Raw genomic sequence first — 21,236 nt, forward strand, 5'->3', positions numbered from 1 at the left:
ATCCAACTTGTCTCACCACGCTTTTAGCGGCTCGGACGTACCGCATCGGCCAGCTAATTTGACAATCCTGATGTTCCTGACACTTGTCCACGGCGGTGTAACCCGCATTACCGCTTATCCCGCCTGCTTACTCATGCTTCGTGCGCAACACGGCCGTCGACAGAACTGCCATACGTCCCCATTCGCATTTCGGACATTGAGGCTTGACCAGAACGCTCTTTAGGGACTTGCTTACGTTTGCCAGCATAATCGGCGTCGGGGAATATCATCTGCGTCCTTGGTGTGCCTAAGCTGTGGAGATCAAACACTCTGCCAAACCTAGAACAGCTTCATCAGAATGTCCTTAAAACATGTATGTGGCCAAAAATTTGTTATCGGTTCCATGCCATGAACTTTATTTTTAAGTGAACATCATTGGTGTATGCCGTCTTCAAGACGGCGCACGGTGGTTGAAAAAAATCCCATCAGGCAAATCAGCCCGCCTAGGTTTTGTACGAAAAGTATCGCCGCTACAACGTAGGCTGCAGACCAGCGTGACCATGGCTGCGTAGGTTTTGGCCAGCTTGTTGTAGCGAGTGCCGATTCGGCGGTTCTCTTTTAGCCAGCCAAACATCCGCTCAATGATGTTGCGCTCCCGATACTTTGGACGATCAAAGAGTCTGGGCAAGCCAGGCCGGGTTTGCGTGGCATGGCGCGTAGCGGGATCACAGGCTGCATTCGATAACGGTCGCAGTAGTAACGCAGGTGTTCTGCGTCATAGCCGTTGTCAGCCAGTAACCATCTACTGCGCTTTCGCGGTCGCCCCGGCTTACCGAGAATGCGCACCTGATCCAGTAACGGCCGGGCGTGGGCGATATCGCTAGCCTGTCCCGGTGAGAGCATGAAGCGCAATGGCAAGCCATTAGCGTCGCAAACCATATGAATCCTGGTTGTCAGGCCGCCTCGACTTCGCCCCAGAGCATGGTCTAGCGGTTCTTCAGGCCCCCTTTTCCCGGCGTCTGAAGAGGCTCGGGTTGCACGTACCGCCGTGGAGTCGATCATCCAGGTGTCCAGATCAATCAGTCCTTCATGGTTGAGTCGAATGTGCAAGCGTTCCAGCTTCCGGTCGAACGTGCAGTTATCGCGCCAGTCACGAAAACGCTGATACACCGCCGACCAAGGCCCAAAGCGTTCCGGCAGATCACGCCAGGCAGCACCTGAGCACAAAATCCAAAGGATTCCGTGGAGTACCAGACGATCATCGCTACGTGGGCGACCCATTTTCTGCTCGGGAGAAACCAGATCCTTGATCAATTCCCACGATGCGTCGGAGAGTTCGTAAAGCGTTGCCATGCGGGCCTCCAGCCAATCATGGCGGCAACTCTACCCCTACCGACTTTTCGTACAAAACCTAATGGAGTTGAAGTGTACAAGCAAGGTGCTTTCCGACATTATCCGATTGTACGAGTTTTTGGCAGCGGCGAATCAGCCTGCTGCCCAAACATCGTGCAGCAACTAATCTATTGCCATGACTGCGCTGTTGGCCAATACACGCATTGGTGAGCGACTTGAAAAATTTGAACCGAGGGGATTTAAGCCGAATCCATATCAGCTGTCACGAGATGCGCTACTAGATAGTAGATTCGACTAAGTACCTGCTGTGCCTGTGGCACACACGCGATGACAGGTAACTGAAGCCCTACAAAGACTCGTAATAACCAATCGGTTGATTTTTCCCGGACTCTGCGGACTCCTTAAATGCATTTTCTGTTCCATTGCTAAGGAAACTCTGAAAAAGGTTTCCTGATTTGGCAAAATACCCCAACACCTTTCACCGAGCTTCCCTGATGAAACAGATGACCTTCGCCGATGCCGAGTACGCGGGTAAACGTAAGCATACCCGCCGCGAGCGCTTTCTCATCGAGATGGATCAGGTTGTGCCCTGGAAAGGCTTGATTGCCCTTATCGAACCACATTATCCAAAGGGCGAAGGTGGCCGTCCGGCTTATCCGCTGATGGCGATGCTGCGTATTCACCTGATGCAGAACTGGTTTGGTTACAGCGATCCGGCGATGGAGGAAGCACTTTACGAGACAACGATCCTGCGCCAGTTCGCAGGGTTGAGTCTGGATCGAATCGCCGATGAAACCACGATTCTCAACTTCCGGCGTCTGTTGGAAAAGCATGAGTTGGCAGGCGGGATTTTGCAGGTCATCAATGGCTATCTGGGTGATCGAGGTTTGATGCTGCGCCAAGGTACGGTGGTCGATGCGACGATCATTCATGCGCCGAGCTCGACCAAGAACAAGGACGGCAAACGCGATCCCGAAATGCATCAGACGAAGAAAGGAAACCAGTATTTCTTCGGCATGAAAGCGCATATCGGCGTCGATGCCGAGTCGGGTTTAGTCCATAGCCTGGTGGGTACTGCGGCGAATGTGGCGGACGTGACTCAGGTTGATCAATTGCTACATGGTGAGGAAACCTATGTCAGCGGTGATGCGGGCTACACCGGCGTGGACAAGCGTGCGGAGCATCAGGATCGTCAGATGATCTGGTCAATTGCGGCCCGCCCAAGCCGTTATAAAAAGCATGGCGAGAAAAGTTTGATCGCACGGGTCTATCGCAAAATCGAGTTCACGAAAGCCCAGTTACGGGCGAAGGTTGAACATCCGTTTCGCGTGATCAAGCGCCAGTTTGGTTATACGAAAGTCCGGTTTCGCGGGCTGGCTAAAAACACCGCGCAACAGGCTACTCTGTTTGCCTTGTCGAACCTTTGGATGGTGCGAAAACGGCTGCTGGCGATGGGAGAGGTGCGCCTGTAATGCGGAAAAACGCCTTGGAAAGGTGCTGTTTGAAGGAAAATCGATGAGTTAAGAGCGGAAAACGTCTAATTATCTGATCGGGCGAGCTTTTTTTGAACCTCAGGCCATGAGAGCGTCAAAAATCGATGCCTACTTCAGACCTTCCCTAACCGAACCACGTTACATGCTGGCGAATTTCAACAGCTTGCCAGAGAGCAAATATTTCCCAGTAGGCTAGGAACTGCAAGCTGGTGCGGCTCCACTAAAACCTCCGTCCTCTCCACAAGCGTAAAAATGAGGACTGCAGGCCTGCTCCTGCACCGTGATTTTTTTGACAAAGAGGTTTTTCAATGAATCGAATTTCAACCAGCTCAGTAAATTCCAGCTTCAATTACACGGCCCCTACGAAGGAAGCGCAAAACCGCTTCGCCTCAGCGCCCGACAATTCCCCTCTAGTTGCCACCACAACATCTATCACCCAAACCCTCGTGCAGCCTGGTCGACTCGATAAAAACCACCGTCTGATGGACTCCAAAATCATCAATTTTTCAGTCGCATTTAATCTCGGTCGGACGCGCTCGATTGCTGGTGGCAGTGCATGAATGCAGGGTCTTTTGCAGTCAGTGCTGGTTCGCGGGGCCGGATAGACTCAATTAATGCGGTTCGAAAAACGCGATAACTGCAGGTCTAGGCCATTTCGATTACAGGTCATTACACCTAGGGATACTCTTTACAGGAGATATAAGTAGTCTATGCCGAGCTCTTCGATCTTGCTCATTGATGATCACGTCTTGTTCCGTTCAAGCGTGGCCCTGATGTTGGAAATAAGGCTGCCGGTTGGTACGACAGTCAGCGAAGCAAGTAGGATCGAGCAGGCGCTTGCCCAGGCGTTGCCGGCACCCGATCTCATCCTCCTCGATTTGCAGCTGGAAAGTGCCAACGGCCTGGAAGGCATCGCCTTGTTGCAAGAGCGCTGGCCCTTGGCGAGGGTGGTGATCGTGTCCGCCTTCGATCGGGATGCGATCGTGTGCGAGGCGATCCAGCGCGGTGCGGTGGAGTTTCACTCTAAGACAGAGTGTCCAGAGCATCTACTGCAGCGGATCCAGGCGCTGCTCTCTGGAGAGCCTCCCGAACCGAGGACTATCGCCTCCACCCCGTTGACGCTCACTTCACGCCAGCGCCAAGTGCTCGGGTTGCTGTGCCAGGGATTGACGAACAAGGAGATCGCCTCGCAGCTCTGGCGCTCGGAGCACACGGTCCGCAGCCATGTCCAGGCGATACTGACCATCCTCCAAGCGTCCTGCCGTACGGAGGCAGCCGATACCGCGCGCCGCCTAGGACTCGTCCTGTGAGGCACGACGCTCGCTCATACCAGGAGGCCCTGCGACTCATTCTGGTCGAACTCACCCAGTCGCTGGTCAAGACTACCCTGCTCGCTACCAGCCTGATCCTGACCTTCAGCCTGATCGACGGCTTTCAGGCCCGCGTGTCTTGGTCAGCCCTAGCGCAACTGAGCGGCGACTGGGACCCTGACGCCATCCAAACGCAATTGTTGCTTTGGTATGTCGCCGTCGTGAGTCTTAGGGTGGGCCAAGTCATCTATGCGCGTCAGGTATTGCTACTCCGCCTGGACGCTGGCCGGGTTAAGCCAGTGGCTCGGGTCCTAATGCTGGCCGGTATCTTGGAAAGCGTCGTCTGGGTAATACTGTGCGAAATTGCCCTCCAACAGGCCTTTCCTACGCCCTTCATCGGCTTGCTGTTGGTGCTGTTCGCCACGCTCGGCCATGCCATGGTGTCGCTGAACTGTGCCGTGCCCAGTCTTTATCTGGGACGCATCCTGCTGCCGGTGGCACTGATCGCTATGTGGTTTCTGCGCATTGGTGATGACCTGCACAGGATTCTGGGGATCACCGTGCTGCTTTACGGCTTGGGTCTCTGCCGATTGGCGCGCTCGGGTTGTCAGCACCTGGTGAAGCAATTGAAAAGGCAATTGCTTCTGGATGAAACCGCCAAGCGGGCACGCCGTGACCTGCAGCAGCTCCGCATCGCTTTGCAACGGGCGCGGCAGTCGAATACGGCGCGCTGTCAGTTGCTGGCTGGAGCCAGCCATGATCTGCGCCAGCCCCTGCAGGCTCAGGGCTTTTTTCTGGCAGCCCTGGCCGGCAGTCCGCTAGATCCCCAACAGCGGCAATTGCTGGTCAGGGCCCGAACGGCCGTCAAGACTACTACCGACATGCTGAATACCTTACTGGACCTATCACGCATCGAACTAGGAGCCTTGCAGCCGACATTGCAAGTCTTTGCCCTGCAGCCACTGCTGGATAAACTGGAAATGGAGCTTGCGCCCCTCGCCAACGGCAAGGGCCTCAGCTACCGCACGCTGGATACGGAGCTATTGTCTCTATCCGATCCAACCTTGCTGGAGCTGATACTGCGAAATCTCATCGGCAATGCGATCCGCTACACCCTGAGAGGCGGCGTCCTGATCGCTTGCCAGCGGCGCCATGGCTACCTTCAGATCGAGGTCGTCGACACCGGCGTCGGTATCGCTCTCCAGCACCAGCAGGAAATCTTTCGCGACTTTCACCAACTCGATCATCCGACCCGGAACAACCACGAAGGGCTAGGCCTGGGGCTTGCCATCGTTGCCAGGCTGGCTCGCCTATTAGGCCATCCGTTGACCCTGGCTTCCCGAGAGGGGCACGGCAGCACTTTTCGGGTGCATCTCCCCCTGGTCAGGCCGGTGAGAGCTGATGGTGAGACGGTCATTGTGCCCAATACATCCAAGACTGAGCGAGAGTCTTGTGTGCCGGCGCCGTTTTAGCGCACCTCAACCAAAGCCTGGCGCGGAGCGGCATCGTAGAGTGAGCGACAACGGAGTGGTGATGAGGGGCGAGGAGCCACAGGAGAGCAGCGCCTAGATCCGCTGTAGCAGGTGCTCTGGACATTCTGTCTTAGAGTGAAACTCCACCGTACCGCGCTGGATCGCCTCGCACACTGATCCCGTTCGAAGGCGGACACGATCACCACTCTCGCCGAGGACTAGCGATCTTGCAAGGCTATGCCTTCCAGACCGTGAGTACCTTTCATTTGCAAATCGAGCAAGATGAGATCGGGGGCCGGCACGCTTGGGCAAGCGCCTCCTCGATCCTGCTGGCTTCGCTGACCGTCGTCCGTGGCAGCCTCATTTCCAACATTAGGGCCACGCTGGAACGGAACAAGGCGTGATAATCGATGAGCAAGATCGAAGAGCTCGGCATGGACTACGTATACCTCCAGTAAAGCGTATCCCCGGGGCGCTTTTGGTCAAAATGGACGATGGGCGCTCGCGCGGTACGCCTTTAAAGTCGGTCCGTGGTTCAGCGTGGGCCATCTCCCTGAGCGAGCAGATGGCTTTCGGCGTGAAGCTTACCAATGTGCCGGGGAACCGGCTCCCTTATTGACGACGAGGCATGTAAACCATGAGCTCAGCAAAACTCGATCAGATCTTCGAGGCAATTTTTCAGCGTCCGGTGGAAAATGACGAAGATATCTTCGACCTGGGTGCCAATTCTCTTACCGCTATCCAATTGATTGGTCAGGTCAACGAGGCGTTTGGCGCCAATATCAATATGGAGCAGTTCTTCTTGACGCCCTGCAAGCAAACGGTGCTTGCGCAGTTGCAAGTCGCCGCTGCGGCGGATAAAGCCTGAGAGGGTTGCCATGCACAGCCTGTTCACACTAAACCTGGACCTAGAGCGAGCGGGCAAGGTGATCTGTGTCCAGAGCTTGCCGTTCGACACTGCCCGGGAAACCCTCCTATTGTTGTCGCCCGTGGGCACCCAGTGCTGCTACATGAAGAACGCTGCACTATTTTTGATCAGCCATTTCAATTTGATCATCCTGGAAAGCGACACCTGGCTGGCGTACGCCAACGAAGCCGGGGTCAATCCCGAAGAAGGCGTTGCGGACTTCATCCGCCAGTTCAATGCAGCGCTGCCAGAACCCGTGCGTGTAGATGCACTGGTGGGCTATTGCTCCTCAGCGCCTTTGGCACTCTTGGCAGCCAACCAAGGTGCTTGTCGCACCTTGCTACTGCTTAATGGCGCGTACTTTCTCAAAGACGACGGGGTGATCAAGAGCCAATACGAGCGCGACGTGGAGCGCATGATGCAGTCCATTCCCCAAGGCAATTGCGCCCAAGTCTACGAAGCCGTGAGTCTGTTGCACACCAAAAGCGCCTATACCCCGAGTGACTACCGCTACCAGCAGGTTCGCCCTCTGCGAGAACTGTCTGCGTTCCGCCAGTACCTTACGTTCCTCAACAGCTTGGCGAGCTTGGAATCGGTCAGAATTGCGCAGACCGTAAAGACCCCCACGCTGGTGTGGTGCGGCAGCCAGGACCGTTATACCGACACCGCATCTTCCCGGTACATTGCCCAGCTGCTGCCTCACAGTGAACTGGTGGAAGATCCTGATGGCCAGCATCACGATTTTGTCGATGGCCACGAACGTTTGTACCTGACGATGACCCATTTTCTGACCCGTCACAAGCAGAGGGCCATTCAATGACCTCCTACCATTCACATCCCCCCAAAGCCTACCGCCGATTTGAGTCGGTCTGCACGCAAGCGCCAAACGCAATTGCGGTGGTGGACGAAGGAAAACTAGTCACTTATCAACAGCTCCAGACGCAGGTGTTGGAACGTAGCGAAGCACTGATACGTCAAGGCCTGGCAGACCATCCTTACATGCCGCTGATGGCCAACCGTTGCCTTGAGTATCTGATAACGATGCTGGCCTGCTGCAAACTGGGAATTACCTACGTCTCCATCGAGCCAGGCACGCCAAGCAAACGCCTGATCGCCGTGCTGGAACAATTGGGCTGCAATCATTTGCTATTGCTCGGTCAGCCAACGGACTTGCGCCCTGACCCAACGCTGACATGCTTTCGCCTGGACGACTGCGGCACTCTGTGCTACGACGGCCCTGCCCTACGTCCGCCTATCCGAAGGCGTCTGGATGATGCCTCGGTGATAACCGTGATGTTTACCTCTGGCACTACCGGCCTCCCCAAAGGTGTACGCATCAGCCATGACGGGTTGCTGAATCTAGTAGACAACGTACAGCAACAGGTCCAAGGCAAGCCCCGCAGCTACGTACATCACTCGTCCATCGGCTTCGATGCTGCCTTGTTTGAAGTTTGGGTACCGCTGCTGACCGGCGCCTGCGTCACCCTGCAACCTGGCGCGTTCAATATAGATGCACTGGATCACTGCGTACGCGCGGCCAGCTGCGATGTGCTGTTACTGACCACCTCACTGTTCCACCTGGTGGCGCAACACCGCCTTTCAATGCTAGACGCTGTGCGCGTGCTCTATGTCGGCGGTGAAGTACTTAAACCGGTGCACGCCCGCGCGCTGCTGTTGGCCAATCCTCGCATTACCTTGGTGAATGGCTACGGCCCGACCGAGAATACTGTGTTCTCCACTTGGTACAGTCTGAACAAACCTGAGGACGCCGAGCGAGACGTAATGCCCATCGGGCAGTTCCTACACCAGGTGTACGGCAAAATCGTCGATGCCAAACTGCAAGAGGTGGAGGTCGGCACGCCCGGCGAGTTGCTGCTCACGGGTGCGAATCTAGCCCTAGGTTACCTCGACGACGCTTTGACCCAAACCCGCTTTCTACAACTGCCGGAAGGCACCTATTACCGGACCGGTGACTATGTCATCGAAGATGAGCACGGCATGCTTTTCTACCAAGGCCGCATCGACGAACAGGTAAAAATCAAAGGCTTCCGGGTGGAGATCGCCGAGGTCGAACATGCGCTGACCCAACTGCCTGGCGTCGCCCAGGCTGTGGTGCAGGCGCACGTCATGAACGATTTGGAAAAAAGCCTACACGCTTTCATCGTGCTCCGGCATGGCTCGCCAACTATCGAAGAAAGCAAGCTCATGAGCCTATTGGGCGACCGGCTTCCTCATTACATGGTACCGAGGCGGATCCACTACCTAGCGGAACTTCCGCTGACGGCCAATGGCAAGGTCGACAAGCGTTCCTTACAGCCACCGGAGAAAGCAGCGGCGGCGCCCCCTCAGGCCGGTTCGGCAGTGCTAGATATCTGGTCCGGCATCCTCGGCACCCGCAACCTGCAGTTGGAACACTCAATTTACGGCTATGGCGCCTCATCTCTGAGCGTGGTCATGGCCCATAGCCGCATCAACGAAATACTTGGCAGAACGACCCCTTTCGACGAAGTCGCCAGGCTGAGCACCTTTCAAGAGTGGGTGCAGTACTACGCAACACATGAAGACCCAGTAACTTCTCTCAGGAGCCAACATGGAAATGACTGACTTTTCGTTGACGAAACAGGAACTTCAGCAGTTTGATCGAGATGGGTTCATCGGTCCCTTCACGCTCTATGAGCCTGAAGAGATGAAACAGATGCATAAGACCATCCGAGCACAACTGTTCAACCGCACCCATGCTCCCTACGACGCGCCACTGGATGTCGCGATCACCAACTACGACCGGCACCTGGATGTGGACTTGCTGACCAGTCATGTGTTTCGCAAGGAAATCGTGCATCGAGTGCGAAGCATCCTCGGCCCGGATGTAATCTGCTGGCGCAGCGAGTTCATCCCCAAATACCCTGGCAACGAAGGCACTGACTGGCACCAGGCAGACACTTTCGCTCACGCCTCCGGCGAGCCGCAACTGGTGTGGCCCGAGGGCGAGCCGTTCGGCGGCGCTATTAATGTGTGGACGGGTTTCACTGATGCCACCCAAGAAAACGGCTGCATGCAGTTCATCCCCGGCAGCCACAAGCAAATGAACTACGACGAAACCAGAGGCATGACCTTCGACCCGGTCACCAACAATAATGTGGTCAAGGGGCAGTACCCACGTGGATTCAACGGCTACGACTACACCACTCTGCAAAAGGACAAGTCATGGAAGCCGGATGAAGCATCGGCAGTACCGATCGTGATGAAAGCGGGCCAATTTGTAATCTTCCGCTCGATGCTTATGCACTCCTCGCTACCCAATTCGACACCCGACAAGACCCGCCTGGGCTATGTGGCCCGCTACGTACCCGGACGGGTCAAGGTTTATCCAGATACAGATTACGTTAAGGAATTCGGGGGCGAGTATCGACTTGATCGGTTCGGCGTGGTGCAGGTGTCCGGTACCACCACCGACCCCAAGAACAGAGTGGCCCGCAAGAGCCTAAGCGGCATGGACCTGAAGCCCCTAGTCATTTATTGAGGATTGATCATGGAACAGCCCTCCTACCTGGCAATCGATCACATCGCGTATGCCACGCGGTCTACGGAGAAAACCTCGGAGTTCTTCACGGCCCTGGGGTTCGAGGTGCTGTTCCATAAACAGCCAATCGAAAAGTTTGGCGTGTTGATAACCAAGCTCCGCTCGCCAGCAGGCGAAATCGTGGAAGTGGTCGAACCCTTTCGACCTGACAGCGTGGTCAGCCGGCTGCTGGTGAATGTGGAGGCGTGTATCTACCACGCGGCCTTTAGGGTCCGCGATATCCAGACTACTCAGATTTCTCTGGCCAGTATGGGAGGCGTCTCGGTAACCAACCCCATGACCATTCCGTACCCGGCCACCGAGGAACATCGCTCGCTGACAACCTCGCACATGTTCCACCCCGCGGTGGGCCTGTTCGAGATCACCGGTTAAGGAGCAGCCATGGCCGATCCTTTTGTGGTGCAACGACCCTGGCTTGCACCACTGCCAGGCGCCCCTATGAACGCATGTCGCCTGCTGCTGTGTTTCCCCTACGGAGGGGGTGGCGCCTCAGCGTTCAATGATTTGAGCCGACTAGCCGATGTCGGCGTTGCGACATGGGCAGTGAAACTACCTGGACGCGAGGACCGAAGTATGGAAGCGCCGGTCACGCGGGTCGCGAATGTTATCGAGGCGATCGTCGATGCACTGCAAAGCGTAGGCATACCGTACGCGTTTTACGGTCACAGCTTCGGTGCCGGGTTGGCGCTTGATGTAGCCCACGCGCTAGCCGAACGCGACCGGCCGCTGCCGACGCATTTGGTCCTGTCCGGGCGCATGCCGCCCCACACCGGCTACTCACCGCTACTGGGTGCGATGGACGACAACCAACTGTGGCAGCACGTATGCTCAGAGAGCCTCTTACCACTGCCGACGGATGCCTCGTGCAGTTTTGCCAGACATGCGCTGGGCAAGCTCAAAGCCGATCTAGCGCTCAATGCACAACTCACTTATCGCTTTATCCGACCGCTGCCAGTGCCCCTTTACGTTCTCAACGGCCAGGACGACCCGTTGCTTGAGCTCCATCGCCTAGACGAATGGCAGCGCTACACCAGCACAAGCTTCCATAGCGAGTACGTACCCGGCGGACATTTTTTCTTCAACATCAATTTTCAGCTTTTGTATTTGCCTCTGTTAACCGCTCTAGATGAACAAGGCAGTTGAGCGTTATGGAACGTGCATTTTGGAACACCCCTTATCTCTCGTCCCTAGACGCCCGCGTGCTAAGTATTGACGGGCGCGACGTGGTGATCAGCCCGACGATTTTCTTCGCCGAATCCGGCGGCCAGGAATCGGATAAGGGTTGCATCAACCGTATCGAAGTCACCCAGGCCACGGTTGTTGACGAGCGCATCATCTATCGCCTTGCCGAAGATCCAGACTTTGCCGTGAGCGATCTGGTTAGCGTGGAGATCGATTGGCCTCGTCGGTATGCGCTTATGCGTTTGCACTTCGCCGCTGAAATTGTGCTGGAGTTTTTCTATAAAAAATTCCCAGACCTGGAAAAGATCGGTGCCCATATCGGCCAACACAAAGCGCGGATCGACTTCTCGCTGGAGGGTAATGTCAGCCAGTACTTTCCGGAAATCCTGCAGGGCGTAGAGCACCTCGTAGCCGCCGGCCTACCGATTGAAAGCCGCTTTACGGACACCAAGTGCTTGCGCCGTTGCTGGTACATCAAGGGGTTTTCAGAGGTGCCCTGTGGCGGTACACATCTGCGTACCACGGGCGAGGTCGGGCGTATTCGGCTCAAGCGCAATAACATCGGCGCGCACAAAGAGCGTGTCGAAATCTACCTAGTGGATTGACCGCCCAGGAGAGCTATCATGTTCAACATCATGTCTGTACTTGGGTTGCTGCTCTTGATGCCAGGGCCCACGAATACATTGCTGCTGCGGTCTGGAGCACTGAGCGGATTCCGACACGCCTGGTCTTTGAGCCTGCTGGAGTACTCGGCCTACCTGCTGCAGATTTCCTTTTGGGGGTATCTGCTCAGCCATATCGGTGACAGCGCTCCCTGGTGCCTGCAGGTGGTACAACTGGCGTCGATGGCTTATCTGTTCAAAACCTCACACCGGCTATGGCGCAACCCCGATAACCCTTACCATTCCTCACCCAACGTGCATATCTCCAGAATGTACTTTTTTCGGCTGACCCTGATCAACCCCAAGGGTCTACTGGTGGTTTCGTTCATCGCTCCCGAGCAGACCTTTACCGATATCAAGTTGTACCTGTATTTTGTCGCGCAACTCAGTATGGTGGTAATCCCGATTGGCTGCGCCTGGGTGCTGCTTGGCGCATACATCAAACGCAGCGGGCATGCTTGGCTGACAACGCTGAATATTAATCGCACAGCCTCGGTGATCATTTGCTGCTTCGCGGTGGCGATCCTTTCCCAATTGACTGACTCACTGATCAAGACCAAATTGGCATTTTAGGTGTTAGGGAAGCTCTGAAGTAGGCATCGATCATTGATGCCCTCGTGGCCTGAGATTCATAAAACGCACGCCCGATCAGATAATCAGACTTTTTTAGCTTTTAACTCATCGACTTTTCTTCAAACAGCACCTTTCCAAGGTGTTTTTCCGTATTACAGGCGCACCTCTCCTATCGCCAACAGCCGTTTTCGTACCATCCAAAGGTTCGACAAGGCAAACAGTTTGGCCTGTTGCGTGGTATTTTTAACGAGCCCGCGAAACCGCACTTTCGTATAACCAAACTGGCGCTCGATCGCACGAAATGGATATTCAACCTTCGCTCGCACCTGGGTTTTCGTGAACTCGATCTTGCGGCAACACATCAAAGAAAGGCTGCGAAATTTTGTAGATAAGTCCCCTGAAAGAATAGAGGTGGCCGGCATAAAAAAATCTGCGAACAGCAAGTATTATCCGAGCTGCCAAATCATCAGTTTTATATCCCTGGAGCGGCCTTCAATGAGTAAAGACAGACAACCCCCAAGACAAACTCCTCAGGACCCACCCAGGCCAAGGCCTCAAGATCACCCTAGGCCAGACACCGATCACGGTAAACGACATTTAGAGCCTGATAAACCTTGGCCAAGACGCTGATTTTTTATATAGAAGGTATGGAAAAATGGATTACGAGTCTCTGCCGAGCTCTTGGGTAATTGAGGAAGCACGTACTTTTGAGGGCTTCGCGGCTGCTTGAACAGAGCGCCTCTGATGGTGATGTAGCTCTATAGTAGCCAGCAGCGATGACCTCCGCTCTCGCGTCGGAACTGTACCTCAAGTCATGTCTCGTGGAGGCAGCCCCTTGTTCTCCAAGGACTGAAGACAATCCTGAGGGGCACCTCAGATTACTTATCGGTTTGCCTAGGCCGTCATGACATGACAGCGCTGCGCAAGGAGTTGGCTGAAGCTTACCCAAGGGGTGCGCGAGAAACTATCCCTACAAGGTTTGGTTGGTCAAGATTCGCCATCAGTTGGGCCACCCGCTGAATAGGCCGAAAGCAGATCCGGGGAACACTCAGCTCGACATGTTTAATCAAAATTAGGAAAGCGTTCAAATGCACTCTCAACCTCTGGCCTAAAAGTTGGGGCCGAGTATGTAGATAGGGAGGCTTTCCGCTCCCAGGATCGAGCAGCAAATTGGAGGCAAATGTGAAGGCTCGCAATGAATTGAATCTGAAGTTCACCACAGATGTTCGCACCCAGGAAGCCTGCAAGCTTGACCTGAGTTCGGGCGTGACAGCTGAAGTTTTTGGCGATCCTGAGAACGCTAGTTATGAATGGCGTCTCGTGCATGCCAACGGTTTGGTCGAGCAGCATTCCGATTGCTGCTATGGCAACCCTGCAATCGCGATGCGGGATGCCCTTGTGATCTTCTACGGACCTCCGCGATTTGGCGGAGACATTGTGGATCTTCGGCCTGCGGATCACGAACCAAACCATTGGGGAGAAGTAAAAGGCAAAGCCAGCTCTATCACAGTTGATCTGATTGAGGCTGCAGACAACGAACTGAACGCGCTGCGCCGAGACGCAGAGCTCTATCGCGTGTTACGCGAAAACTGGCTTCGGATCGAACAGGGATCGACTGTGCACCGTGCCGGTGGTCTGGATTTGTGGTGCGACGAGCGCCTGCCAGACTCAGATCAGTAATAAAAATTTGAAGGCAATCGTGACCATTGCACAACTGATCGAGGCGTTACGCTCGACCGCCGCGAAGTGGCGAGCAGGCAACCAGGAACACCGTGAAGGCGTCGTGCTGGTGTGGGACGGCGAGGTGTACGGCTGGAAGAATGAACTGCGCGACCCAGACAGCGAGCGCCCAAGTGCATATGCCTTGGACAAGGCTGGGCTGATCTTCAGAGCCGAAGGCGGCGATGACTACAATGGTGCAAAAGCGTGGGTCGCGGTTGACCCTGATACGCAATAGGAAATCACAATGGACCACATCCATGTTGCGCATGCCTTCCGTGAAGAGCTTGAAAAGCAGAAGAGTTTGGATCAACTCCCGTGTCATTTGAAGAGTTTTCCCAGGGGCTGCTGTGGTGTGGTGTCGGAACTGCTCGGTGACTATCTGAACGCGCAGCTAGGCCTGCAGGTTGAGTATGTATGTGGAGAAAAGGACGGTGGCTCCCATGCATGGGTCGAGTTAAAGGGTGTCGTCATCGACATTACCAGCGACCAATTTGAAGGACGTCCGCCGGTCTACATCGCTGCTAGAGACAGCTGGTACACCTCTTGGGAGGAGGAATCGCGGCACCTTGCAGTTCATCATCCAAGCGCATGGACATATCGCGAAGAGCGTGAAGTGCTTCGAGCAGTTCTCAGGGGTGCCGGACTGCCCAACTCAGACTTATAGGAAATCGCTTCAGCAAGCACTACGGAAGCAATCCCCCCGCAAAGCGGTGCGATGAACTCGCTCAGCAAATCAAAGTTCGCTAATCCACACCACCTGACGGGAAAAGCGAACTCTGATCATGCCCCTTACGATGGTTTTCAGTTACATTGCTCCGCAAACCCCAGTTGCAACCCACAGGCCGCTTACAAACGCCTGAGCTGAAACGGTGTTTCACTTCGAGAAAACGCCGAAATCCCACCTTCTTCGATATCAGCTTCCGGAGCGGAGCGATGACGCAGGTTATTGACAGTACTGCGTAAGCTGGCACCGGTGCTGGAGATCGCCTCCCCGCTCATGTCCTTGACTGTTTTCGCCAGTTTGACGGTCTGGTCGGCAACATAGCTTGTGGTACTAGATGCGGTCGATTTCACCTTATCCTGTATAAACGACTCGGCTTTCTTAACCGCAGGGTCAGTCGCCAGTCCAGCGGTGGTCCAGCCTGCGAAAACGCCTACCGAACCCACCAGGTTGCTCAGCTGACTAACCGCAGCCTTGGTCGCCGAATCAGTGATATTTTTCGTCGCCATTTTCTGCAACTTACTTACCCCGGCGTAACCACCGGCTAGGGCCAGGCCATTTTTTGTCAGGCTGGTGGCCGACACCAGACTTCTCACCGCCTTGAGCCCGTCGGTCGCGACGTCCAGTGGCAGGCCGGCCATCCGCTTGCCCGCATTGAGCGCCGCACCTGAGTAGCTGGCCGACTTGATCGCTTTGTAAGCATCAAGCCAATCAGTTTCTTCACTCAACGCGGCCTTGGGCTCTTTATCTTTCATGCCAAGTACGAATGCCCCCCCACGCAGTTGATCGCGCGATTGCACACTGAGCATGCGGTCGCCAAAGCCTGCATTCGCAACCAAGCCACCCGCCGTAGATACGCCAAAATCAACAGCACCCTGCACCGACGGTCTGGACGCTAGTGCTGGAGCCAATACGGTACGCACCACATTTAGCGCCGAGAACGTCTGCACTGCAATCCCCATGTCCACAACCTGTCGACCAAGCGCAGGCGAGTGGCGCTTCACCGATACGGCCATCGCATCATGCAACTTGTCCGGCGAAGTGCTCAGGTAATGCAGATCACCCCTCGCACGATCCATCATTTTGGTGCCCACCTGGTCCATGGCTCCCGACAGCGCTCCGGAAATGAGCGGGGTCAGCGGCTTGAGCGGCGTTGCTAGCCAATCGCCCTTGTTGATCGCAGGCTGCATGTACTGAAGCACCGAGGCAGCGGCAAATGGCGTGTTCTCAAAAGCACTTGATGCGGTCGTCGCCAAACGGTCGAACTTTTCCGCCTTGGCGAATGTTTCGGCGATGGTTGCGGGGGTCTCCCCTTCGGAGTACAGGCGGTTGGCGCGTGTCTCTACCAACGCATCGATCTGCTCGTTGTGTGCAAGAGCGGCATCACGCTCATCCGGTGAGCCTATTACCGAAAACCTGTGCGCAGCGAACACGTGATGTTTCAGATAATCGGTAATAGCTTGTAGATCGCGGCACGAGGTAGTGCTGACAGACCGCACAGAACTCGAAGCAAGGGACGCGTCGGAAGCTGTCCGAAAACTCTCCATTGCAACGCCAGGCGGTTGTTGGGCGGATTGGTTGATGTGCATGGAAATTCTATCTCGGTCTACGGAAGTTTGAGCAGCTGTATCCTGAGTCAGGCTTGTCCGGAGCGAATGTTTGCGTGAAAGCAATACAGAGAAGTTTCGATCAAACAGCGCCAGAAACAGCGGAAACGTCAGGCTACACTCCAGTTGAACTGGATTTACAAAAAGCTGTGTAGTCGCTGGGCCGTTAACGGTTCCATCGCTGCACTACCAGCTCGCCCAGTCGCGGGCTTTGGCAGTACCAGGGCGCGGTTTCGCGTCCGCCAAAAGCAGATAGGGAGTCCGCAGTGCTCGACGTAAATAACAGCACCGAATACGAGAAGGTTGCCCAGCAGGTCTACCAAGCGATTCTAGCCAGCGATGTGGGAAGGCGAAGTGTATGGCTGGAAAAACGAACTGCGCGATCCAGAAAGCGAACGACCAGGCGCATACGCCGTGGACCTGGCCGGGCTGGTCTACATGGCACAAGGCGGTGATGACTACAACGGCGCAAAAGCGTGGGTCGCGGTTGACCCTGACGGACAGTAGGAAAACCTTAGCGTACGATTTTTTCCGAATTCTGTAGGCTCCCCCTCTACACCAAGCGCCAGTTTGGTTATACGAAAGTCCGGTTTCGCGGGCTGGCTAAAAACACCGCGCAACAGGCCACTCTGTTTGCCTTGTCGAACCTCTGGATGGTTTGAAAACGGCTGCTGGCGATGTGAGAGGTGCGCCTGTAATGCGGAAAAACGCCTTGTAAAGGTGCTGTTTGTAGGAAACTCGATGAGTTAAGAGCGGAAAACGTCTGATTATCTAATCGGGCGGGCTTTTTTTAAACCTCAGGCCATGATAGCGGCAAAAATCGATGCCTACTTCAGACCCTCCCTATACATTTACTTTCTATCCGGAATAACTTTTTTCCAGTGCATCAGCAGGTCCTCCCGTAGCATGCCAAGTGCCAGTCTCTGGGTCTTCAGGTCAGGTGAAAAAAACGCTGTATCGAACACAATTCCCATCCGCTTTTGACTTTTTTCCGCTTGCGCCTGTATTTTTTTCGCGTGACCAGGGCTTATATCTGAATAGCTAAATACAGGTAGCAGATAATTCGTAAAACTGTCAGGCAGTTTCTGACCGTTTTTGAGCAAAGCACCTACGTAACACTCGGCCAGCTGTTGTCCTCCACGCATGCTGCCCGCTTGATACAACTCCCTCTCGGTAATACGTGAGGCAATCTTGGGGTAGATCTGAGCAGCGGCTTTAGCTACTTCACTAATAGCCTGGTCATCGCCGCCAAAGAACGCTTTCAACAACACATCTTCGCCAACTTCGTCTTCGATTCGCCTGGCCGCATCCGGCCAGGAGTCCCCGGTGGACAGCTTGAAACCATGATAGGGATCCTTTGCCAAGGGAATGGGCAAGAGACGCTTAGGGTCTGGCAGTTTCTCTGTCAAACGAGTCGTCAACCCTTCGTTCAGGGCTTTCCAGTGCGGATGTTTTATATGGCGTTCGACAAACTCAGGATGCGTGTAACAGTGTATGAACTCATGTCCGGCGACCTGTGCCGGATGGCTCTCGAAATGAATGTTAGGGTTCAGTTTTACCCGTTGGGTTTTGTGGTTCCACTGCCCTGCCACGCCTGAGGGAACATCGTGTGTGACGTCAGCGCGAGCTTTGAAACACGCACTGTCTTTTGGAATATGTGCACCGAAACGCTCAAGAACCGTCTTATTGCCTTGTTCAAGATGTGTGACGCTCGAGCGATGCTGCAGATTGATTGCTGCCCATACACTGCCTCCCGGATCCTTCGCGAAATCACCTGGGTATCTTGCAAAACGGACTCCTGTCGACAGCGCCAGAGTTCCTACCATCAGTTTAACGAAGAGTCTCACAGGACCTACACCCATTTCTGGACGAACATCAGCAGGTGGAGGCTGATTCACGTCAGCAGGTGCAGTCGTTCCTGCTTCTTCACTGGGCATGCCACCTGCTATCGCTCGCAAACGTAATGATGACGGTGCATCCATAGGGGCTTTGGGCTTCTGGCCTCGGGCAGCATCAAACCGCATAGGCTCCGCCCCTGCAGGCGCTTCGACATGCGGGGCATTATCTACACGAGCACTGTTCCCCACTTTATCCAACATACTCTTTCCTCAGTTAAAACGAAAATGTGTCGCTGTGTCTCGAAGCTCCTGCGCCGTTTCAGCAAAGTTGGCCAGCAGGCTCTCAAAACGGGCTTTGTCCAGAAGGTGAAAATCGTGTTCATAAGAGAAAACCAGGGCACTTTCATCAGGGTTGATGGTAAGCGCGCCACGGCGCAGACGCAGGCCCGGAAACGTATGGGTAAGCAGCTTGCGCAATAAAATGTCGTCTTTAGGGTCTGTACGCAGTTCTATGATTTTAGCTAGTAAGGTAAGGCTGTCGCCGCTGACATGCAGCGTTATATCCATGCCTTCCTGCCACTGGATAGCCTCTGTGACAGGCTTGGCATTTTTTGTCGGGCCCAATATATTAGTTAGCTTTTGCAGCGTCGGCGATAAGCTCATGATTACATCCGTAGATAGCAATATCTGTACTAAGTGGCCGTAACAGCGGACACGTTCCCTCGGTACATAGAAATTTCAAATGCCTACGCATCAAGCTGACGCTATGAAAGGAGCTTCATGGCTTCATAGCGATGCGTAGGATGATACCGCTGAAGCAGAATTGACCCATGTGCCGACTTGGCGTTGCCCCATAAGTATTCAGCCCAAGGTCAGACCTGCTAACGCTTTACGGAGCAGAAGTTTGGGTCAGCGAAATTTCGGCAGCTGGGTCAACTCTGCATCAGCGGCGACACCAGTACCCAGCAGATAGGCTAATTGTGGACATGTGATGAGCCTTACCTAGAGCTGGTGACAGCTAGCGCGAGAAACACTAAAGGGCTGGGCCTATCATTCTAACGCTATTTTTGCGCGCCACTGTGTCCAATTAAGAGATAATCCGCTTGGGTTGTTGCGGGCATAGTCGTGAAAGGCCTGCAGAAATTTTAGTCTGTCCTCTAGGAATGGCCGCTTGAGTGCAGAAATGCTGCCTAGATCCGTCATGTTGTAGTCATAGCTTAGCTTGGCCATACGCGTGATGAGGGTTTCTGCGGAATGGTTACGAGCGTTCTTAAGCATGTCGACCATTATCATAGCCGTGGTAGTACGGCCCCGACCGCCGTTACAGTGCACAACTAGCGACTCATTTGCCTGCAGGCAGTGGCGCATGATGTCTACTAGCTCGTCGGTCGCTTCCGGACTAGGCCTGTTATGGTCGGTAATGGCCACGCGGCGATAGGTCGCGCCGGCCTCTGTAACGACTTCTCGCTCGCTCCGGACATTCAAATTTTTCAGTTCTGTCGTTTGAGGATTACTTTTTTTACCTTTTACATAATTGGCATCGACCAACGTTAAAGACTTAGTGCGCTTCAGTTCTGTAATCATGGCACTTTCACGTGCCGCTCCGTCAACCTGGGATAGGCCGGCGTTGGCCCAATCCATCGGGCCACGTAAGGTGATAGGCAAACCGTTGACAATCGCATGAGATTCTTCGCGCAGATCTAGTACGGTGAGCGGCCCGCCTCCAAGCGCTGCGCGGATACTCTTCACCTGCTCGACGGAAGAAATACGTTCACAACCAGCCAATTTCAGGTCGGACAACCCGCCCGTCTCCATTCCCAAAGGCAGTTTGCTCAAGTCATTAGTGGTACGGAAGAAAGACATTTTGCCGTGTTTGGGGGGGGGCATTTTGTCGATCACCATAACACATTGGTCTTCGGTTTCCCGAGGGGGCACCGCGTAGCGTAAGAGGACACGATTCATACCTAGATGCGTACGTTCGCTCAAGCCAGAGGACGCTAGATCGTTGGCCGAGGGAGGACTGGATGCATCGATGGATATGGCTTCCGAAGGGCCATACAAATGAGCGCTGACGATGTCGTACTCAAGTTGATCATTTAATCGGGCCTGAACCGTCAGCTCGTTATTAATTAAGTGGGCGGCCCCCATGGTGTCGGCGTTAGCTGGCGGACAGACTGAAGTTTTATAGGTTACTTGCGTGTCGTTACTGGATTGAAGTTGGAACTTACCGTCCTGCACAGCGTTGCGTACCAGTGATGCAACGCGTTGGTGATCGGTATTAGGCTGAGTTGAAAGGTGATCTAGAGCTAGGTGAGCGCTTTGGCTCAATTGGGAAAGCGAAATCCTGTCAGGATGGGAATAGGAATTGTGGGCCTGAGAGCCCTCCGCCTCTAATTGCTGACCACCACTCATTTGGGAATTTGTAATGCTGTGCTGAATAGGTTGCAGGGGATTCATAGCTGTATGAACTATCTCGGTTGAGTAATTGGCTGACGAAAGGCATTGGATCCTAATGCGTGGTCATAAGTGCTTGTGGGGTTCCGAAGACAGATTCAAGACGACAACAGAGAAAACGGAAAAACCGCTGCACCACCAAGCCCGCCACAAGGCGGGCTTGGCCACTAGGAGAGGGAGCTTTTCGCGCCCTGAGATCGAGCAGGGAGTTACCAATGCAGATCGTGAAAACTAAGGACATCTCATCTACAGTGCTAATCAGGTCTTCTTCAGAGTTTCCTTAAGTCCCGTTAAGTAGTGGTTTGGATAATGCTTGCATCGTTCGGGGTCTCTCTGCCACTGCTCTTGGATAAACCCAAAGGAGGATATTTTGTTGCAGCAAG

Annotated in this window: 20 protein-coding genes and 5 pseudogenes; 19 read left to right on the forward strand and 6 right to left on the reverse strand. The window is 54.5% G+C overall.

What is annotated here, in order from left to right; all coding sequences use genetic code 11:
• Nucleotides 1–482 precede the first annotated feature (482 nt).
• Nucleotides 483–1,332, reverse strand: a pseudogene (locus PSPTO_RS24305) (IS5 family transposase).
• 61 nt (nt 1,333–1,393) lie between these two features.
• Here PSPTO_RS24305 and PSPTO_RS30365 point away from each other — a divergent pair.
• The 14 genes and pseudogenes from PSPTO_RS30365 to PSPTO_RS24370 all read left to right on the forward strand — a co-directional run bounded on the left by PSPTO_RS30365 (nt 1,394) and on the right by PSPTO_RS24370 (nt 12,511).
• Nucleotides 1,394–1,613 (forward strand): annotated as a pseudogene (locus PSPTO_RS30365) (type II toxin-antitoxin system RelE/ParE family toxin).
• Between the two features lie 213 nt (nt 1,614–1,826).
• Nucleotides 1,827–2,804, forward strand: a complete 978-nt coding sequence (locus PSPTO_RS24310) for an IS5-like element ISPssy family transposase (RefSeq protein ID WP_007247571.1) — start codon at nt 1,827–1,829, stop codon at nt 2,802–2,804.
• Nucleotides 2,805–3,133: 329 nt separating this feature from the next.
• Nucleotides 3,134–3,385, forward strand: coding sequence for a type III effector (locus PSPTO_RS24315; RefSeq protein ID WP_005906196.1), 252 nt, complete (start codon nt 3,134–3,136; stop codon nt 3,383–3,385).
• 150 nt (nt 3,386–3,535) lie between these two features.
• Nucleotides 3,536–4,135: a response regulator gene (locus PSPTO_RS24320; RefSeq protein WP_011105129.1), complete on the forward strand. Its 600-nt coding sequence runs from the start codon at nt 3,536–3,538 to the stop codon at nt 4,133–4,135.
• Nucleotides 4,132–5,607 (forward strand): sensor histidine kinase, encoded by a 1,476-nt coding sequence (locus tag PSPTO_RS24325; RefSeq protein ID WP_005888854.1) that lies wholly within the window; start codon nt 4,132–4,134, stop codon nt 5,605–5,607. Before PSPTO_RS24320 ends, PSPTO_RS24325 begins: the two co-directional genes overlap by 4 nt.
• Before the next feature lie 227 nt (nt 5,608–5,834).
• Entirely contained in the window at nt 5,835–6,011 is a 177-nt protein-coding gene (locus tag PSPTO_RS24330; protein WP_007251965.1) for a hypothetical protein, read from the forward strand.
• A gap of 233 nt (nt 6,012–6,244) precedes the next feature.
• Nucleotides 6,245–6,475, forward strand: a complete 231-nt coding sequence (locus PSPTO_RS24335) for an acyl carrier protein (protein ID WP_005888851.1) — start codon at nt 6,245–6,247, stop codon at nt 6,473–6,475.
• Nucleotides 6,476–6,485: 10 nt separating this feature from the next.
• Nucleotides 6,486–7,334 carry an alpha/beta fold hydrolase gene (locus PSPTO_RS24340; RefSeq protein ID WP_005888850.1) on the forward strand — a complete coding sequence of 283 codons (849 nt, stop codon included), beginning with the start codon at nt 6,486–6,488 and terminating at the stop codon, nt 7,332–7,334.
• Nucleotides 7,331–9,118: an L-allo-isoleucine:holo-[CmaA peptidyl-carrier protein] ligase gene (gene cmaA / locus PSPTO_RS24345; RefSeq protein WP_011105130.1), complete on the forward strand. Its 1,788-nt coding sequence runs from the start codon at nt 7,331–7,333 to the stop codon at nt 9,116–9,118. Before PSPTO_RS24340 ends, cmaA begins: the two co-directional genes overlap by 4 nt.
• Complete coding sequence (locus tag PSPTO_RS24350) at nt 9,105–10,034, forward strand: chlorinating enzyme (RefSeq protein WP_005888848.1); 930 nt, start codon at nt 9,105–9,107, stop codon at nt 10,032–10,034. The genes cmaA and PSPTO_RS24350 overlap by 14 nt, the downstream gene beginning before the upstream one ends.
• A gap of 9 nt (nt 10,035–10,043) precedes the next feature.
• Nucleotides 10,044–10,466 carry a coronamic acid synthetase CmaC gene (gene cmaC, locus PSPTO_RS24355; protein ID WP_005888847.1) on the forward strand — a complete coding sequence of 141 codons (423 nt, stop codon included), beginning with the start codon at nt 10,044–10,046 and terminating at the stop codon, nt 10,464–10,466.
• Nucleotides 10,467–10,475: 9 nt separating this feature from the next.
• Nucleotides 10,476–11,237 (forward strand): thioesterase II family protein, encoded by a 762-nt coding sequence (locus PSPTO_RS24360; protein WP_007251966.1) that lies wholly within the window; start codon nt 10,476–10,478, stop codon nt 11,235–11,237.
• Nucleotides 11,238–11,242: 5 nt separating this feature from the next.
• Nucleotides 11,243–11,881, forward strand: coding sequence for an alanyl-tRNA editing protein (locus PSPTO_RS24365; protein ID WP_005888845.1), 639 nt, complete (start codon nt 11,243–11,245; stop codon nt 11,879–11,881).
• 18 nt (nt 11,882–11,899) lie between these two features.
• Nucleotides 11,900–12,511, forward strand: coding sequence for a LysE family translocator (locus tag PSPTO_RS24370; RefSeq protein WP_005888844.1), 612 nt, complete (start codon nt 11,900–11,902; stop codon nt 12,509–12,511).
• A 152-nt stretch (nt 12,512–12,663) separates the two neighbouring features.
• On the opposite strand, the pseudogene PSPTO_RS24375 reads toward PSPTO_RS24370, so the two are convergent.
• Nucleotides 12,664–12,864 (reverse strand): annotated as a pseudogene (locus PSPTO_RS24375) (IS5/IS1182 family transposase); the annotation flags it as partial.
• An 829-nt stretch (nt 12,865–13,693) separates the two neighbouring features.
• Here PSPTO_RS24375 and PSPTO_RS24380 point away from each other — a divergent pair.
• From PSPTO_RS24380 to PSPTO_RS24390, 3 genes are read left to right on the forward strand one after another with little or no spacing between them, the layout of a single operon-like run.
• A complete protein-coding gene (locus PSPTO_RS24380; protein ID WP_011105131.1) occupies nt 13,694–14,191 on the forward strand; it encodes a hypothetical protein in 498 nt (165 codons plus the stop codon).
• A gap of 25 nt (nt 14,192–14,216) precedes the next feature.
• The gene (locus PSPTO_RS24385) at nt 14,217–14,468 is read left to right on the forward strand and encodes a hypothetical protein (protein ID WP_024691293.1); all 252 of its coding nucleotides are present in this window, start codon (nt 14,217–14,219) and stop codon (nt 14,466–14,468) included.
• 9 nt (nt 14,469–14,477) lie between these two features.
• On the forward strand, nt 14,478–14,897 hold the full coding sequence (locus PSPTO_RS24390; protein WP_005888840.1) for a hypothetical protein: 420 nt from the start codon (nt 14,478–14,480) through the stop codon (nt 14,895–14,897).
• A 182-nt stretch (nt 14,898–15,079) separates the two neighbouring features.
• Here the strand turns inward: PSPTO_RS24390 and PSPTO_RS24395 are convergent, their stop codons facing one another.
• Nucleotides 15,080–16,453: a hypothetical protein gene (locus PSPTO_RS24395; RefSeq protein WP_024691294.1), complete on the reverse strand. Its 1,374-nt coding sequence runs from the start codon at nt 16,451–16,453 to the stop codon at nt 15,080–15,082.
• A 447-nt stretch (nt 16,454–16,900) separates the two neighbouring features.
• Between PSPTO_RS24395 and PSPTO_RS29975 the strand changes: the two are divergent.
• Both PSPTO_RS29975 and PSPTO_RS24400 read left to right on the forward strand, forming a co-directional pair.
• Nucleotides 16,901–17,068: pseudogene (locus tag PSPTO_RS29975) on the forward strand (hypothetical protein); the annotation flags it as partial.
• A gap of 53 nt (nt 17,069–17,121) precedes the next feature.
• Nucleotides 17,122–17,223: pseudogene (locus PSPTO_RS24400) on the forward strand (IS5/IS1182 family transposase); the annotation flags it as partial.
• A 189-nt stretch (nt 17,224–17,412) separates the two neighbouring features.
• Here PSPTO_RS24400 and PSPTO_RS24405 read toward each other — a convergent pair.
• From PSPTO_RS24405 to PSPTO_RS30560, 3 genes are all read right to left on the reverse strand, one after another.
• A complete protein-coding gene (locus PSPTO_RS24405; protein WP_226992657.1) occupies nt 17,413–18,660 on the reverse strand; it encodes a type III effector in 1,248 nt (415 codons plus the stop codon).
• A 9-nt stretch (nt 18,661–18,669) separates the two neighbouring features.
• A complete protein-coding gene (locus PSPTO_RS24410) occupies nt 18,670–19,062 on the reverse strand; it encodes a CesT family type III secretion system chaperone (protein ID WP_007251972.1) in 393 nt (130 codons plus the stop codon).
• A 387-nt stretch (nt 19,063–19,449) separates the two neighbouring features.
• A complete protein-coding gene (locus tag PSPTO_RS30560; RefSeq protein ID WP_011105134.1) occupies nt 19,450–20,856 on the reverse strand; it encodes an effector protein hopD2 in 1,407 nt (468 codons plus the stop codon).
• Nucleotides 20,857–21,236 lie beyond the last annotated feature (380 nt).

It is taken from the genome of Pseudomonas syringae pv. tomato str. DC3000 (assembly GCF_000007805.1).
Lineage (GTDB): Bacteria > Pseudomonadota > Gammaproteobacteria > Pseudomonadales > Pseudomonadaceae > Aquipseudomonas > Aquipseudomonas avellanae.